14 protein-coding genes are annotated in these 16,999 nt (G+C 66.0%); 13 read left to right on the forward strand and 1 reads right to left on the reverse strand.

Annotated features, from left to right (window positions below; translation table 11 throughout):
* The first annotated feature begins 27 nt into the window (after window positions 1–27).
* The 6 genes from J2X38_RS12510 (at window position 28) to J2X38_RS12535 (ending at window position 9,471) form a co-directional block, all read left to right on the forward strand.
* Complete coding sequence (locus J2X38_RS12510; RefSeq protein WP_310254493.1) at window positions 28–2,178, forward strand: hypothetical protein; 2,151 nt, start codon at window positions 28–30, stop codon at window positions 2,176–2,178.
* A gap of 115 nt (window positions 2,179–2,293) precedes the next feature.
* On the forward strand, window positions 2,294–3,136 hold the full coding sequence (kduI, locus tag J2X38_RS12515) for a 5-dehydro-4-deoxy-D-glucuronate isomerase (protein ID WP_310254495.1): 843 nt from the start codon (window positions 2,294–2,296) through the stop codon (window positions 3,134–3,136).
* Window positions 3,137–3,321: 185 nt separating this feature from the next.
* Window positions 3,322–3,861: an RNA polymerase sigma factor gene (locus J2X38_RS12520; protein WP_310254497.1), complete on the forward strand. Its 540-nt coding sequence runs from the start codon at window positions 3,322–3,324 to the stop codon at window positions 3,859–3,861.
* A complete protein-coding gene (locus J2X38_RS12525; protein WP_310254499.1) occupies window positions 3,845–4,810 on the forward strand; it encodes a FecR domain-containing protein in 966 nt (321 codons plus the stop codon). Before J2X38_RS12520 ends, J2X38_RS12525 begins: the two co-directional genes overlap by 17 nt.
* Window positions 4,811–4,888: 78 nt before the next feature.
* Window positions 4,889–7,810, forward strand: a complete 2,922-nt coding sequence (locus J2X38_RS12530; RefSeq protein ID WP_310254501.1) for a TonB-dependent receptor — start codon at window positions 4,889–4,891, stop codon at window positions 7,808–7,810.
* 14 nt (window positions 7,811–7,824) lie between these two features.
* Window positions 7,825–9,471 carry an FAD-dependent oxidoreductase gene (locus J2X38_RS12535; RefSeq protein WP_310254503.1) on the forward strand — a complete coding sequence of 549 codons (1,647 nt, stop codon included), beginning with the start codon at window positions 7,825–7,827 and terminating at the stop codon, window positions 9,469–9,471.
* 49 nt (window positions 9,472–9,520) lie between these two features.
* Here the strand turns inward: J2X38_RS12535 and J2X38_RS12540 are convergent, their stop codons facing one another.
* Complete coding sequence (locus J2X38_RS12540; protein ID WP_310254505.1) at window positions 9,521–10,558, reverse strand: AraC family transcriptional regulator; 1,038 nt, start codon at window positions 10,556–10,558, stop codon at window positions 9,521–9,523.
* Between the two features lie 111 nt (window positions 10,559–10,669).
* On the opposite strand from J2X38_RS12540, the gene J2X38_RS12545 reads away from it, so the two are divergent.
* From J2X38_RS12545 to J2X38_RS12575, 7 genes are read left to right on the forward strand one after another with little or no spacing between them, the layout of a single operon-like run.
* The gene (locus J2X38_RS12545; RefSeq protein ID WP_310254507.1) at window positions 10,670–11,647 is read left to right on the forward strand and encodes a quinone oxidoreductase; all 978 of its coding nucleotides are present in this window, start codon (window positions 10,670–10,672) and stop codon (window positions 11,645–11,647) included.
* A 12-nt stretch (window positions 11,648–11,659) separates the two neighbouring features.
* On the forward strand, window positions 11,660–12,508 hold the full coding sequence (locus J2X38_RS12550) for a TauD/TfdA family dioxygenase (RefSeq protein WP_310254509.1): 849 nt from the start codon (window positions 11,660–11,662) through the stop codon (window positions 12,506–12,508).
* A gap of 20 nt (window positions 12,509–12,528) precedes the next feature.
* Entirely contained in the window at window positions 12,529–13,593 is a 1,065-nt protein-coding gene (locus tag J2X38_RS12555) for a 3-keto-5-aminohexanoate cleavage protein (protein WP_058536241.1), read from the forward strand.
* A gap of 15 nt (window positions 13,594–13,608) precedes the next feature.
* Window positions 13,609–14,193, forward strand: coding sequence for an alpha/beta hydrolase (locus J2X38_RS12560; protein WP_310254511.1), 585 nt, complete (start codon window positions 13,609–13,611; stop codon window positions 14,191–14,193).
* Window positions 14,190–14,573 carry a carboxymuconolactone decarboxylase family protein gene (locus J2X38_RS12565; RefSeq protein ID WP_310254514.1) on the forward strand — a complete coding sequence of 128 codons (384 nt, stop codon included), beginning with the start codon at window positions 14,190–14,192 and terminating at the stop codon, window positions 14,571–14,573. The genes J2X38_RS12560 and J2X38_RS12565 overlap by 4 nt, the downstream gene beginning before the upstream one ends.
* Before the next feature lie 45 nt (window positions 14,574–14,618).
* On the forward strand, window positions 14,619–15,917 hold the full coding sequence (locus J2X38_RS12570) for an MFS transporter (protein ID WP_310254516.1): 1,299 nt from the start codon (window positions 14,619–14,621) through the stop codon (window positions 15,915–15,917).
* A gap of 11 nt (window positions 15,918–15,928) precedes the next feature.
* The gene (locus J2X38_RS12575; protein ID WP_310254519.1) at window positions 15,929–16,927 is read left to right on the forward strand and encodes a putative sulfate exporter family transporter; all 999 of its coding nucleotides are present in this window, start codon (window positions 15,929–15,931) and stop codon (window positions 16,925–16,927) included.
* Window positions 16,928–16,999 lie beyond the last annotated feature (72 nt).

Consider the following 16,999-nt stretch of genomic DNA (forward strand, 5'->3'; position numbering starts at 1 on the left):
GCGAATGACGAAAAACAGGAGGATGGTTTGAACAGGAAACGGATTTTCACCGCGCTGGCGCTGGCAACCGCGCTAACCGCTGTCGGCTTGGCGGGCGCGGCGCACGCGCAGGCACCGGCGACGGTTCTCAACGCGCCCAGCAAGGCGCTGCCCGGCGACGTGCGCGTTGCGCGGACACAGGGCTCGGTGGCGATCGACTGGCCCTCGGCCGAGGGTGAGCGCGCGCAGCTCGTCCTGTCGCTCGATCCCGGCAAGCCGCTGATCGAGGCGGTCTCGATCGCGGGCAAGCCGATCCTCGGCGGGATCGATCCCGCCGGGGTTGTCACCGTCGGCACGCGCGATCTCAAGGAAGGCTGGACGGTCTTCTTCGACAATCCGCGCACGCGGCCGTTCGAAAGCTTCCCGCTGACCCTCGCGCGCAGCGACATCAGCGTGCGCGCGGAGGGTGGCTATACCAAGGTGATCGTCGGCGGCGCGGCGGCCGGGCCCTTCTCGGGCACCTATCAGTTCACCATCTATCCGGGCTCGCGGCTGGTGCGTGCGGCGATGGTGATGTCGACGCAGCGCCCCGCCACCGCCTACACCTTCGATGCCGGGCTCAGCGTCGCGACATCGGCGGCGCTGCCGTGGCAATCGATCGCCTTCACCGATCTGTCCGACACGATCGTGCGCAAGGAAGGCGAGGCATCGCGCAAACCCGCGGTCTCGCCCAAGGTGCGCGCGCGCATGATCGTTGCCGAGGGCACCGCGGGCGGGTCGCTGGGCGTGGTCCCGCCGCCGCATCAATTCTATTATCCGCTCGACTATGCCAACAACGACAATTCGGCGTGGTACGGCAGCGACTATCGCAACCTTGCCGGTCGCACGAGCTTCGGCGTGCGTCAGACGCTCGAGGGCGACCGGCGCTACGTCCCGTGGGTCAACGCCCCGCCGGGCACGACGCAGGACATGGGCGTGTTCCTGCTGCCCGACAGCGGCGACGCCGCGAGCGTCACCAAGGCCGCACTCGCCTATACCCGCGGCGACCGCTTCAAGGCGCTCGACGGGCACCGCACCTTCACCAGCCACTATCATGTCGAGCATACCGAAGCCTTCCTCAACACGGCGCGCTTCCAGCAATCGACCGGCGTGCCCGACGGGCTGGAGTCCCCCGCCTTCGTCAAGCGCTTCAAGGACATGAACGTCGAGATCGTCCATCTCGCCGAGCTTCACCTCGGCCGCGAGGCGCTCGATCGCGCCGGCGACCGGCTGACCCTGCTCAAGACGATGCACGCCGAGACCGCGCGGCTGTCGGATGACAAGCTGCTGCTGCTTCCGGGCGAGGAGCCCAACGTCCAGCTCGGCGGGCACTGGATCAGCTTTTTCCCCAAGCCGGTCTATTGGACGCTCGACCGCAAGGAGGGGCAGCCCTTCGTCGAGAATGATCCCAAGCTGGGCAAGATCTATCATGTCGGCTCGCCGGAGGATGTCCTGAAGCTGATGCAGGACGAGAACGGCCTGATGTGGACCGCGCACCCGCGGATCAAGGGTTCGTATGGCTTTCCTGACAAACATAAGGACACGCCCTTCTTCAAGAGCGACCGCTTCCTCGGCGGCGCGTGGAAGAATATGCCGTCGGACTATTCGCTGCCGCGCCTCGGCACCCGCGTGCTCGACACGCTCGACGACATGAACAACTGGGCGGCGAAACCGTCCGAGCGCAAATTCGCCCCCGGCGAGGTCGACGTGTTCCAGCTCTCCGACGAGAGCGAGCTCTACGCGCATATGAACATCAACTATCTCCGGCTCGACGGACCGTTGCCGCGCTATACCGATGGCTGGCAGAGCGTGCTCGACGCGCTGCGCGGTGGCCGCTTCTTCACCACCACCGGCGAAGTTCTGATCCCCGAATTCACGATCGACGGGGCGAAGAGCGGCGAAGAAGCCGCATTCGGACGCAATGCCGTGGTGCGGGCGAAGATCGAATGGACCTTCCCGCCCGCCTTCGCCGAAGTCGTGAGTGGCGACGGCAAAAAAGTCTATCGCGATCGCATCGACCTGACCGGCGGGGCGCCGTTCGGGACGCGCACGATCGAAAAGCGCGTCAACCTCAGCGGCCGGAAATGGGCGCGCATCGAGGTGTGGGACGTCGCGACGAACGGCGCCTACACGCCCCCGGTATTCCTGAAAGGGAAATAAGAACCTCCCCTGCCCGTGCAGTCGTCATCGCTTCGATGGCGACTGCACGTGGCCTTTTGACGCGGAGCGGTGCCCCCAACATACAGACCCGGCCCGGTCCTTCTTCGGAGCAGCCATGTTCGATCGAACCTATTACGCCACCCATCCCGACATGATGGCGGGCGTGTCCAATGACGAATTGCGCGATCGCTATCTCATTCAGAATTTGTTTCGCCCCAACCAATGCGTGCTCAACTACACCCATGCCGACCGGCTGGTGATCGGCGGTGTGCTGGTCGAGAGCGGGAGTGTCCGCCTGCCTGATCAGTCGGAGCCCGCCTCCGCTGCCGGCCACGCGTTCCTCGAGCGGCGCGAGCTCGGCATCGTCAACGTCGGCCGCGCCGTGGGGACGGTCACCGTCGATGGCGAGCCGTTCGCGCTAGGCGCGAAGGACAGCTTGTACGTCACGATGGGCGCGAAAGACGTCAGCTTTTCCGGCGACGATGCACGTTTCTACCTCGCCTCCTCCCCCGCCCATCGCGCCTTCGAGACACGAAAGCTGCCGCTCGCCAGCGCGAAGATACTCGAGCGCGGCAGCCTTAAGGAAGCGAACGACCGGACGATCCATCAACTCGTCATTCCGGGCGTGTGCGACAGCGCGCAGCTCGCGATGGGCCTCACGATCCTCAAGCCGGGAAGCGTGTGGAACACGATGCCGCCGCACGTCCACGAACGCCGGAGCGAGATTTATTTCTACTTCGATCTCGACGATCCCACGCAAGGCCGGGTGATGCACTTCATGGGTCAGGGCGACGCCACGCGTCATATCGTCATGGCGGACGGCGAGGCGGTGATCTCCCCGCCCTGGTCGATCCACATGGGCGCCGGCACCGGCGCCTACGCGTTCATCTGGGTCATGGCGGGCGAGAACCAGGACTATGACGACATGAACGTCCTCGACATCTGTCAGCTCGCCTAACCTGCTGATATTTAACCGGCGATCGCCGGAAACGGCGAGCGACGGCCTTCAGGCGTCGCAGCGGAGGCGGATCGAGCGGAATTAAACAACCTGATTCAGCATCTCGGTTGACGGAAACGTCGCGGTCGGGCCTCTTAGAGGGTGAGAGGAGTGAAACGACGGAACGCGAGGCGCTAGCCGAGTGGGTGGGACGCGAGATCCTGCCGCACGAACGCGACCTGCGGCTATGGCTGCAGCGACGGCTCGTCGCCGCGGCCGACGTGGAGGACATCGTGCAGGAATGTTATTGTCGCCTTGCCCAGCTCGATGACGTCGCGCACGTCACGACGCCGCGCGCCTATCTGTTCACCATGGCGCGCAACCTGGCGCAGCGGCAGCGCAAGCACGCACGCGTCGTCCGGATCGAAGCGCTGGCGGAAACCTTCGATGCCGAATCGGAAAGCGACCAGCTCTCGCCCGAACGGTTCGCCGCCGCGCGTCAGGAACTCGAGCGCGTACAGGCGGCGCTCGCCACCCTGCCCGAGCGCGCCCGGCGGATTTTCCTCATGCGCCGGGTCGAAGGGCTGACCCAAAAGGAAATCGCGGCGGCGATGGGCGTGAGCGAGGCGGTGGTCGAGAATGACGCGAGCCGCAGCCTGCGCGCGATCCTGAAGCTGATCACCGAGCCGGAACCCGAGCAGGCAAGATTGTCGGACGGAGGCGTTGCGCATGCGCGATCACGCTGAAGAGGCCGCCGCCTGGGCGCTGCGTCACCCGCTCGATGCGGCCGGACGCGCCGAGCTCGAGGCATGGCTGGCACAGGATCGCCGCCATGCCGGTGCGCTGCTCCGCGCGCAGGCGGGGTTGAGTGCGATCGACCGTGCGGTGGCAGGGGGCACGGTGGCAGCGGGCGCGCCTATCGATGTTGCGCGCCCCCTTCCCCCCGCCACCGCCCCGACGCGGCGGTGGCTGCTCGCGGGCGCCGGCGGCGCGATGGCGGCGGGGATTGCCGGGATCGTCGCCTGGCCGCACCTGATGGTCGAGCGCGTGACGACCGCGCGCGGCGAGATCAGGCGGCTGCCGCTCGCCGACGGCTCGGTCGCCACGATCGACACCAGCAGCAGTTTGCGCGTCGCGATGGCGGACGACAGCCGCCGCATAGCACTGCGGGAGGGGCAGGCCTGGTTTCAGGTCGCCAAGGATCGCAAGCGCCCCTTCGTCGTCGATGCCGGCATCGCGCAGGTGCGCGCGGTCGGCACCGCCTTCTCGGTGCGCCGCACGGACAGCGGCGTGCGCGTCGCCGTCACCGAAGGCAGGGTCGCCGCCTGGGCAACCGACAGCGGCGGGACGATGACGATCCTGGAGGCGGGGCAATATGCCACCTTCCGGCCCGGCGCGGCGGCGCCCGAAATCGCGACCGAGCCCGCCGCGATCGAGCGATCGCTGGCGTGGCGCAGCGGCGAGATCTCGCTGGAAAACGAAACGCTGGGCAGCGCCGTCGAACAGTTCAACCGCTACAATCGCCAACAGCTGGTGATCGCGGACCCGGATCTGGCGAGCGCGCGGCTGGTGGGGCTTTTCCAGATCGACCGCCCCGCCGATTTCGCTGCAACGTTGAGCGCCTCGCTCGACGTCGCCGTCACGACCACCCCTGGCGAGATCCGGCTGGCGCGAAAAAAGAACCCGCTACCCTGACGGAAACCCGCCGGCGCGGACTCTTGGTATCGAGAGCGCACCGGCAATAGGGCGCCCGATGAAAAGGGGAGGATCGAATTGACGCACGCGCGTATTCATCTGCTGGGGACCGCCGCCGCAATCATATGCGGCGTGGCTTCGCCCGCCGAGGCGGCCGCACAAGTCCGCCGTTTCGACGTTCCCGCGCAGGCCGCGCAGACCGGCATCCCGATGTTCGCGCATCAGGCCGGCATCCAGATCCTCGCACCCGGGGCCATTACCGAAGGCTTGCGGGTCAATCGCGTCAAGGGATCGATGGAAGTAGCCGCGGCGCTGCGGCTGCTCCTGTCCGGCACCGACCTGGTCCCGGTCAAGGTCGGCAAAGCGTTCGTGCTGAAGCGCCGCGCGGCGGTCACGCAGGCAAGCCTGGCGGAGACTCCCGCACAACAAGCTTCCGGCCCTGCAGCCGGCACGCAAGCCGGCGAGGACATCGTCGTCACCGGCATCCGCGCGTCGCTTCAGGAGTCGATCAACGCCAAGCGCGAAGCACAGTCGATCGTCGACGTCATCACCGCGCAGGACATCGGCAAGATGCCCGACCAGAATGTGGCGGAAGCGATGAGCCGCGTGACGGGCGTCCAGATCAGCCGGCGCGAGGGCGATGGATCGAACTTCACCGTGCGCGGGATTTCGCAGAACCGGCTCGAAATCAACGGCCGCAACTATATCGGGCCGGGCAATGGCGGTAACGCGGCGCTGGAATCGGTGAGCCCCGAGATCATCTCCTCGATCCTCGTCATCAAATCGCCCACCGCCGACATGCCCGAGGGTGCGCTCGGCGCGACGGTGAACCTCAAGACCAAGCGCCCGCTCGACCTCAAGGACTTCGTCGCCGCCGGACGCCTCCAGGGCGCCTATGCCGATCAGGCCGACCATGTCGGCTATCGCGGCTCGGCGATGGTTTCGAAGAGTTTCGGCGAGCGCTTCGGGCTGCTCGCCAGCGTCGCCTATTCGGACACGAAGACGCAGGGTCATTCGTTCGATGCCGGCGGCTGGACACAGACCGGCGCGATCGACGGCAATGGCGACGGCGTGGACGATCCGGGCCTGTACCGCCCGAACCGCTTCATGGCGCGCATCTTCGATCGCGCCGAACAGCGGCTGACGGTGAACGGCACTGCGCAGTGGCGCCCCACCGACACGCTCGAAATCATCCTCGACGCGACCTTCAACCACCTCAAGCGCCAGCGGAACAGCGTCAATTACCAGGTGTTGTTCAACAACAACGACACCGATGCGATCGTAAACGACAGCAACACGGTCGTCGCCGGCACCTTCACCGGCGTGACCGTCCGGCCGCTGATCTATGACGAGCCGACCGACCTCAAATCGACCCTGCTCGGCGGATCGGTGAAATGGGAGAGCGACCGCGCGCGGGTGAGCTTCGATATGTCCTATGCCCATGGCAAGGGCAGCGACGGCGGGCCGGGTGCGTCGTTCGCTTATGTGGTCGTGCCGCGCACGGGCAACACCGCGAACGCGAGCTATGATTTCAGGACCGGCAATCCGGTGCCGGATCTCTCGATCGACGCCAATTTCAACCCGAACGATCCGTCGCAATATCGGCTGCTGTCGATCTTCGACTATGACGCGGTGACCGAGAACAGCGGCTATGACGGGCGGCTGGACTGGGAGTATCAGACCGAAGGGGGCATCCTGTCCTCGGTGGAGACCGGGGTGCGCTACGAGCGCGTAAAGCTGCTCGCCGCCGATCCGCAGAACCTGCCTGTCGCGGCCAGCCTGCTCGCGGCCGGCGACACGAACGGCGACGGCATCCTGACCGTCGACGAGCTACCCGGGCTCAGCTACGGCAAGGATTATGGCGCCTTCTTCCCCGGCGCCGACGGCGCCTTTCCCCGCGATCTCCTCGGCGGCACGCTCGACAAATGGGCCGCCCGCGATGGGCTGGGCCTTGCGAGGCCCGATCCCTCCGACACGACGATCACCGTCGGCCCGACCTCGATCAAGGACGTCAAGCAGGATACGCTCGGCGCTTATGTGAAGGGCAATTTCGAGGGCGAAATCGGCGGCCTGCATTATTCGGGCAACGCCGGGGTGCGCTATGTCAGCACGGCGCGCGCGACAAAGGGATTTCTGTCGCCGACCGCCACGACCATGATCAAGGCCGATTTCAGCTATTGGCTGCCCAGCGCGAATCTGTCGATCGACTTCACCGACGATCTGACCCTGCGTCTGGCCGGGGCGGAGGTCGTTGCGCGGCCGGGCCTCAATCAGGTCAGCGCCAGCTTCGTGCCCAACACCGTCAGCATGACCGGCTCGCGCGGCAATCCCAATCTCCGGCCGTTCGAGGCGACGCAATATGACGCCACGCTCGAATGGTATTTCGCACCCTCGAGTTCGCTTACCGGCGCGGTCTTTTACAAGAAGGTCAATTCCTTCACGGTGAACACCGTGACCCGCGAGTTCATTCCCGGCTTTTCCGAGCGGTTCGGGCTGTTCGACATATCGCAGCCGCAAAATGGCGAGGATGGCGACATCAAGGGCTTCGAGCTCGCCTATCAGCAAGCCTTCCGTTTCCTGCCCGCACCGTTCGACAATCTCGGCATCCAGGCGAACTACACCTATGTCGACAGCTCGACGCCGCTGGTCGATTCGATCACCGGCGAGAAGCTCCCGCTCCCCGGCCTGTCGCGCGACAGTTACACATTGATCGGCTATTATGAGGACGACATCTTCTCGGTGCGCGCGGCCTATACCTATCGCAGCAAATATCTGAACTCGGTCGGCGGCGCGGCCAGCGGCGGCAACACCTATATCTCCGCGCGCGGTCAACTCGACGCATCGGCGCAGATCAATCTGACGCCCAATCTGCGCCTGACCTTCGAGGGCATCAATCTGACCAAGGCGATCGACCGCCAGTATCTGGGCGAACCCGATCGCCTGACGTTCAGCGCGCAGGAGGATCGCCGGATCTTCTTCGGCGTGGCCGCCAGCTTCTGAGCAAGAGGATCACCATGGATCGCAAGCGCTTCCGCGCCCTCGCCACCCTGTCCGCCTGGCTTATGCCGATGGCGGCCATCCCCTCACCCGTGGCCGCCCAGCCGCATCCACGCGCCGATATCGTCATCTATGGCTGCACCTCGGGCGGGGTTGTCGCCGCGATCGAGGCGCGGCGCCTCGGCCGGTCGGTGCTGCTGGTGTGCCGCGAAGACTATCTTGGCGGCATGTCGACCAACGGCCTCGGCTGGTCCGACACCGGCAACCATCGCGCGATCGGCGGCCTGTCGCTCGAATTCTACCGCAAGGTGAAGCGATATTATGACGACCCGTCGGTCTGGGTCCACGCCCCGCGCCCCGCCCGGGCCGAGAATTTCGTCGACGGCGATGCGATGTGGCAGTTTGAGCCGAAGGTTGCCGAGCGCATCTTCGAGGACTGGGCAAAGCAGGCGGGCGTCACCATCGTGCGCAATCAGCCGCTCGACCGGTCGAAGCGCGGCGTCGAGATGGACGGCAATCGCATCACCGCGTTCCGCTCTAAAACCGGGCAGCGTTTCGAGGGAAAGATCTTCATCGACGCGACCTATGAGGGCGACCTGATGGCCGGCGCGGGCATCAGCTTTACCGTCGGGCGTGAGGGCAACGCGACCTATGGCGAGACGCTCAACGGCGTCCAGCTCGCGAACACCACCAACCACCAGTTCACGCTCGCCATCGATCCGTATCGCGTGCCGGGCGATCCCTCGAGCGGGCTGGTGCCACGGATCAGCGCCGAACGCCCGGCGCGCGACGGCACGGCCGACCGCAAGATCCAGGCCTATACCTATCGCATGTGCCTGACCGACGTGCCGGCGAACCGGGTGCCCTTCCCCAAGCCAGCAGGCTATGACGCGAGCCAGTATATATTGCTCCAGCGCTACATGGACGCCGGCTATCGCGACTATTTCCGCAAGTTCGACCGCATCCCCAACGGCAAGACCGACACGAACAATTTCGGCGCCTTCTCGTTCGACAATATCGGGATGAACTATGGCTATCCCGAGGGCAGCGATGCCGATCGCGCCGCGATTGCGCGCGAGCACACAACCTATCAGCAGGGGCTGCTGTGGTTCATGGCGAACGACCCCGGCGTGCCCGCCGAGACCCGCGCGGAAATGTCGAAATGGGGGCTCTGCAAGGATGAGTTCACCGGCACCGGCCACTGGCCGCGCGAAATGTATGTACGCGAAGCGCGCCGCATGGTCTCCGACTTCGTGATGGCCGAGCCGCATTTGCGCGGCACCAAACCGACGCCGCGGCCGGTCGGCATGGGCTCGTACAACATGGATTCGCATAATGTGCAGCGGATCGTCGACGCACGCGGCTTCGCGCGCAACGAGGGCAATATCGAGATCAGCCCCGGTCGCGCCTATCCGATCAGTTACGACGCGATCGTGCCGAGAAAGCGCGAAGCTGCGAACCTGCTGGTGCCGGTCGCGCTGTCGGCGTCGCATATCGCCTATGGCTCGATCCGGATGGAGCCGGTGTTCATGATCCTCGGCCAGTCCGCGGCCGCGGCGTCATCGATCGCGATCGACGACCAGGTCGCCGTGCAAGACGTCGACTACGACAAGCTTCGCGCAAGACTGACGTCGGAAGGGCAAATCCTCGAACTTGCGAACTGACAGGAACCCCGGACGCTAAACGCGTTCCGCTCGGCATGGGTCCCGCCGCCTAGTTACCAGGAGCGGACGATATGGGTTGCCTTTGGTTCGCCGAAATGCGCCATTGGCGTGGCGACACGCCGAATATCTGACCATGCCAGCGGGTATAGGCGCCGATCGATCCATAGCCGAGCATCTCGGCAACATCGGTGATCCGCGTGCGCGGATTGGCGAGATATTGCGCAGAAAGTTGCATTCGCGCACGGTTGAGAAGATCGCTGAAGCTCGTCCCGTCGGCGTCGAGCATCCGTTGCAGCGTGCGCACTGTGGTTCCCATCGATTCGGCACAATATTGAACCGTGGCGCGTCCCGAAGGCAGCAGGAGCATGATCAACTGCTCAACCTCCTGTGCAGCCGTGCGCATCGCGGGGTTCATCACCGACGAGATCAGCTCGCGGGCATGTCCGGCAAGCGCGGAATCGGCGCGCGCCGCGGGCCGGTCGAGGTCGGCTGCGGCGATGACAAGGCCGTTGAACTCGCAGTCGAACGTAACATCGCAATGGAACAGCCGCCGATAGACCTGCATTTCTGACGCCTGCGGCTTGCCGCGCGAGAAGCACACCGAGAGCGGCGACCAATTGTCGCCCAGCACGCTCGCGCAGAGGCGCACGAGAACGCCCAGCGCGAGATCGGATGACTGGCGATGCGGCTCGGGGCTGCTCAGCGCAAAATCTTCGCGTAGCACGACCTCCTCGCCGAAAGGCTCGACATGCAGGACGAGCGTCGAGTTGATCTGGTTGCGAAATTCGGTGATCGCCTGAAGCGCCAGGCGGAGCGTCGGCTGGTGCGCGATCAACAGGCTGGCGACACCGAGATTGGCGAGCGCACGCTCCCCGGCCATGCGAAGGCCCAATGTCTCGCAGCCGGTAAACTCGGCGCTGCGTTCCAGAAGGCGCATGGTCGCTCGCGCCGAGATCAATTGTTCAGGATTCGCGAACAGTTCTGGCGACAGCCCGCATTCGCGCAGCAAAGGCCGCGGGTCGACCCCGAGTCCCCGCATCGCCGGAAAATAGCCGGTCAGCGCCGCAACGCGGACGAGTTCCGCCACGCTTCTCTCCTCTGATCGCGCCCGTTGGCGTCTAATGCCAAAATTATGTCACGAAATGTGAAAAGTGCAAGCGGGCGCTGCTCTACCCCCATCGTAATGGGAGAGTGAGAGATGGCCAAAGCCGTTCGTTTTTATGAAGCCGGTGGACCGGAAGTGCTCCGGATCGAGGATGTCGCGGTCGGCGACCCCGGTCCGGGCGAGGTCCGCATCCGCCATGTTGCGGTCGGCTGCAATTTTGCCGACACCTATTTCCGCTCGGGCTATTATCCCGCGCAGCTTCCCGCCGGCATCGGCGTCGAAGGCGCGGGCGTGATCGAAGCCATCGGCGAAGGCGTCACCGGTTTCGCGCCCGGCGACCGCGTCGCCTATAACGGCAGCCCGCTCGGCGCCTATAGCGCGGCGCGCGTCATGCCCGCCGCGCCGCTGTTCAAGCTCCCCGATGCCATTTCGTTCGAGGATGCCGCCGCATCGACGATGCGCGGCCTGTCGGCAACCTATTGGCTCGCGAAGACCAATCCGCGGATGAAGGCCGGCGACACGATCCTGCTCCACGCCGCGGCGGGCGGGGTCGGGCTGCTCGCGGTGCAGCTTGCCAAGCTGATGGGGCTGCGCGTCATCGGCACCGTGTCGAGCGAGGCGAAAGCCGAAAAGGCGCTCTCGCTCGGCTGCGACGAGATCATCTTCTATCGCCGCGAGGATGTTGCCGCGCGGGTCAAGGAATTGACCGATGGCGAAGGCGTGACGACGGTGTTCGACAGCGTCGGCAAGGACACGTTCGAAGGCTCGCTGAAATCGCTCAAGCGCCGCGGCGTGTTCGTCGCCTGCGGCACCGCGTCGGGGCCCTTCCCGCCGGTCGACGCCTTCCAGCTTTTGATGCAGGGGTCGGTCTATTTCACCCGCCCCGGCTTCGCCGATTATTATGCCGACCCCGCCGAGCGCGCCGAACTGTCGGACCTGTGGTTCGGCCATCTGGCCGCGGGCCGCGTCAAGGTCGAAATCGGCCAGCGCTATGCCCTTGACGACTGCGTCGCCGCACATCGCGAACTCGAAGCCGGCCAGACGATAGGATCATCCATCTTCGTGCTCTGAGGGAGAGGGACGATGAAGATCGAAAAGCTCACCACGCATATCGGCGCCGAAGTCCGCGGCATCGACCTCGCCGAAGCGGCGCGCAGCGACGATCTGTTCGCCGAGATCCGCGCCGCGCTGCTCGAACACAAGGTCCTGTTCCTGCGCGATCAGGACATCGCCCGCGCCGACCATGTCGCCTTCGCCAGCCGCTTCGGCGCGCTCGAGGATCATCCGGTGGTCGGCAGCGATCCCAAGCATCCTGGACTCGTCCAGATCTACAAGGACGAGACGTCGCCGCCCGATTATTATGAGAATAGCTGGCATTGCGACGCGACCTGGCGCGACGCGCCGCCGCTGGGCGCGGTGCTGCGCTGTGTCGCCTGCCCGCCGGTCGGCGGCGACACGATGTGGGCCAATATGGCGAAAGCCTATGCCGACCTGCCCGACCCTGTGAAGGCGACCATCGCGCCCCTGAAGGCACGCCATTCGATCGAGGCGAGCTTCGGCGCACGGATGAGCGAGGATCAGCGCCACGCGCTGAAAGCACGCTTCCCCGACGCCGAGCATCCGGTCGTCCGCACGCATCCCGAAACGGGCGAGAAAATCCTGTTCGTCAACGGCTTCACGACCCATTTCACCAATTTCCACACCGCCGAAAACGTCCGCTATGGTCAGGATTATGCGCCGGGCGCGAGCCAGCTTCTCGCCTGGCTGATCGGCCGCGCCGCGATCCCCGAATATCAGGTGCGCTGGCGCTGGCAGCCGAACAGCGTCGCGATCTGGGATAACCGGTCGACCCAGCACTACGCCGTCATGGACTACCCGCCCACGATCCGCCGCATGGAGCGCGCGGGCATCGTCGGCGATCGCCCCTATTGATAACGAAAAGGAGAGAGACGATGCAATTTCTCGACGACAGCCTGCTTCCCGAAACGCAGGACAAATTGGTCATCACCGTCGCGCCCTATGGCCCCGAATGGCACCCCGACGATTTCCCCGAGGATATTCCGCTCACGATGGAAGAGCATATCCAGAAGGCGGTCGATTGCTACAACGCCGGCGCCACTGTGCTTCACCTCCATGTCCGCGAAGAGGACGGGTCGGGGTGCAAGCGCCTGTCGAAATTCAACGAGCTGATCGCCGGCGTGCGCGAACGCGTGCCCGACATGATCATCCAGGTCGGCGGCTCGATCTCCTTTGCTCCCGAAAGCGAGGAGGAAGGTGCCGAGGCGAAATGGCTGTCGGACGAGGTCCGTCACATGCTCGCCGACCTGAAGCCCGCGCCCGATCAGGTGACGATCGCGGTCAACACGACCCAGATGAACATCATGGATCTGATGACCGACGAGGAATATGGCCAGACCTCGCTCGCCAATCCGGCGCTGTATCAGGCCTATCGCGAGATGGTGGTGCCCGCGGGGCCGCAGTGGGTCGAGGAGCATCTGCGCCGGCTGACCGCGGCGGGTATCCAGCCGCATTTCCAGCTGACCTGCATGCCCGACATGGAAACGGTCGAGCGGCTCGTGCGCCGCGGGCTCTACAAGGGTCCGCTGAACCTGACCTGGGTCGGCATCGGCGGCGGCTTCGACGGGCCGAACCCGAATAATTTCATGGAATTCATCCGCCGCGCGCCCGACGGATCGACGGTGACGCTCGAATCGCTGATGCGCCACGTGCTGCCGGTCAATGTCATGGCGATGTGCCTCGGCCAGCATGTCCGCTGCGGCATCGAGGACACGCTTTACGACCAGCACGGCAACAAGATGACCTCGGTGCAGGGGATCGAGCAGATCGTCCGGATCGCGAAGGAACTCGGCCGCGAGGTCGCGACTGGCAAGGAAGCGCGCGAGATCTACAAGATCGGCGTGCAATATAATTCGGTCGAGGAAACGCTCGCCAAGCTCGGCATGGCACCCAACCGCCAACCCGGCCAGCGCGCGCTGCCGCTGCGCTACGCGGCCTGAGGCGGGAGCAAGGCGATGGCTTTCGGCGGCGAGACGACGATCCTTTTCGTTCCCGGGCTTCGGGATCATGTCGAGGATCATTGGCAGACCCATGCCGCGCGGGCGATCCCCGGCGCGGTAACGGTCGCACCACTCGCCGCCGACCGGCTCAGCCGCGCGGGGCAAGTGGCGGCGCTCGACGCCGCGCTTCGTGCCATAGCCGGCGAGGTGGTGATCGTCGCGCACAGCGCCGGGTGCCTGACGACGGTGCATTGGGCGCTCGCGCCAACACGGACGATCCGCGCGGCGCTGCTCGTCGCCCCCGCCGACATCGAAAATCCGCTGCCCGCGGGCTATCCCGAGCCCGGCGCGCTCAAGGAAGGCGGCTGGCTGCCGATCCCGCGCAAGACCCTGCCCTTCCCCGCGATCACCGTCGCGAGCCGCAACGACCCGCTCGCGGCGTTCGACCGGGTCGCGAGCTTCGCCGATGCGTGGGGCGCAGCGTTGCACGACGCCGGCGAGGTCGGGCATCTCAATCCCGCGGCGGGCTATGGACCGTGGCCCGAGGTGTTCGGGCTGCTCGACCGGCTCGACGATCATGCGCGGAGCACGGTGCAATGAGCGCCACCCCCGTCAGCGACGCGATGCGCGCGGGCGGCCAGTGGAACGCCGCGTGGGACGAGATGGCGGCGCTCGATCCCGAGTGGCTCGAAACCTTCCTCGCCGCGGGCACATTGCCGCTGCGGCGCGGGGTACTCGATCCCAAAATCTATGAATTTCTGGCGATCGCGGTCGATGCCTCCTGCACGCATATGTACGCACCGGGCACGCGCCGCCACATCGCCGCCGCGCTCGACAAGGGCGCGACGCCGGAGGAAGTGATGGCGGTGCTCGAAGCGGTCGCGGTACTCGGACTGCATTCGGTCGCGCTCGGCGCGCCGATGCTTGTTCAAGAAATGAAGGCGCGCGGGCTGGCGATGCCCGCCGCGGCGCAGGATTGACATGATCGCGCCCACCGGCTTCCCGACAACGGATTGGAGACGGGCATGGCGGTAATGGCACCCACGGCGAACGGCGGCATCGCGGCCGGCGGCCCGCGCGACACGACGCTCTATGGCTGGATCGTTTTCGCGCTGAGCTTCGGGCTCCTCATCTCCGACTATATGGCGCGGCAGGTGCTCAACGCGGTCTTCCCGCTGCTCAAGGCCGAATGGGCCTTGAGCGACGCCGAGCTCGGACTCCTGTCGGGCGTGGTCGCGCTGATGGTCGGGCTGCTGACCTTCCCGCTCTCGCTAGCCGCCGACCGCTGGGGCCGGGTGCGCAGCCTCGCGTTGATGGCGGCGCTGTGGAGCTTTGCGACGCTCTTTTGCGCGGTTGCCGCGAGCTATGAGCAAATGCTCTTCGGCCGCGTGATGGTCGGCGTCGGCGAGGCTGCCTATGGCAGCGTCGGCATCGCGGTGGTGATCAGCGTCTTTCCGCAGCGCCTCCGCGCGACCCTCTCGGCCGCCTTCATGGCGGGCGGGCTGTTCGGTCAGGTGCTCGGCGTCGCGATCGGCGGCGAAATCGCCGCGAGCCACGGCTGGCGGACCGCCTTCGCCGTGATCGGGCTTGGCGGCCTCGCGCTCGCGATCGTCTATCCGCTGGTGGTGCGCGAGAAACGGATCGCCGAGATCGCCGGATCGACCGCGCGCACCGCCGAAACATCGGGGCCCGCGCCGCGCACCTCGCTCCGCGCGCTCTTCGCCAACCGCAGCGTGCGCCTCGCTTATTGCGCAAGCGGCGTTCAGCTCTTCGCCGCCGGCGCGCTTCCCGCCTGGCTACCAAGCTATTTCAACCGCTATTATGCGATGCCGGTCGATGCGGCCGGACGGATGGCAGCGTTGTTCCTGCTGATCTGCGGCTGCGGCATGGTATTTTGCGGCATGGCGAGCGACCGCGCCGCGCAGGGCCGGCCCGACCGCAAAATCCTGCTTGCTTCGGGCTATGGCTTCGGTAGCGCGATCGCACTCACCGTCGCGCTGATGCTCCCGCCGGGACTGCCCCAGCTTGTCCTGCTCGGCATCGCCATGTTCTTCGTCGCCGGGACGACCGGGCCAGCGGGCGCGATGGTCGCGAACCTCACCCCCGCCGCGCTCCACGGCTCGGCCTTTGCGACATTGACGCTCGCGCATAATCTCCTCGGCCTCGCGCCGGGCCCGATCGCTACCGGACGGATCGCCGACGCGATCGGCTTGCTCGACGCGCTGCGCTTCCTGCCGATCGCGGCCGTCATCGCCGCGCTGCTCTTCCTCGCCGCACGGCGCAGCTATCTCGCCGACCTCGATACGGTCGCCTCCCAACCCTAGGAACCAGCATCATGCCATCATTCGCTGCGCGCGCCGCTGCCCCGGCGCCGGGCCTTGCCGTCGCGCTCGTCGTCGCCGCGACCGCGACCTTCCTCTCCGAACATTATGACGCGCCGGTCATGCTCTATGCGCTGCTGCTCGGCATGGCGCTCAACTTCGTGACCGAGGCGCCGCGCGGCCGGGAGGGGATCGATTTCGCCGCCAAAGGGCTGATGCGGATCGGCGTCGCGCTGCTCGGTTTCCGCATCGGCTGGGATCAGGTTTCGGCGCTCGGCTGGGCCCCGGTGGTGATGGTCGTGACGCTTGTCGGCGCGACGATCCTCATCTCGACCCTCGCGGCGCGCGCGATGGGGTTCAACCCGCTGTTCGGTTTCCTGTCGGGCGGCGCGACCGCAATCTGCGGCGCCTCGGCGGCGATGGCGCTGTCCGCCGCGCTGCCGCCGAACCCAAAGAAGGAACAGGCAACGCTGTTCACCGTCATCGGCGTGTCGGCGCTATCGACGTCCGCGATGGTCCTGTACCCGCTGATCACGCGTGCGCTCGGGCTCGACGATCATGCCGCCGGCGTCTTCATCGGTGCGACGATCCACGACGTCGCGCAGGTCGTCGGTGCCGGTTACGCAATCTCGCCCGATGCCGGCGATACCGCGACGATCGTCAAGCTGCTGCGCGTCGCGATGCTGCTGCCCGTCATTCTCGTCGCCGGGCAGATCAGCCGCCGCGAAGCCGGCGCAGCGGGCGGCGAACGCCCGCCGTTGTTGCCCTGGTTCGTCGTCGCCTTTGTCGCGCTGGTCGCGCTCAACAGTCTGGTCCCCCTGCCCACAGCGGTGACCGAAACCGGAAGCAGGCTATCCCACTGGTGTCTCGTCACCGCGATCGCGGCGATCGGTATGAAGACCCGGCTGGGCGATCTGGTGCAGGTCGGCTGGAAGCCCGTCGCACTCATGATCGGCGAGACGGCGCTGCTCGCCGCGATGGTGCTCGGTTGGCTCGCGCTCGTGCCCATGTGACGCGCATTGCAAAAAACCTGTCACGAAATGTGAAATATCGCCGCCCGAGCGCCGATAGCCTTCGATCAAAGA

Origin of the sequence: Sphingopyxis sp. BE235, from assembly GCF_031457175.1 — a bacterium.
GTDB lineage: Bacteria > Pseudomonadota > Alphaproteobacteria > Sphingomonadales > Sphingomonadaceae > Sphingopyxis.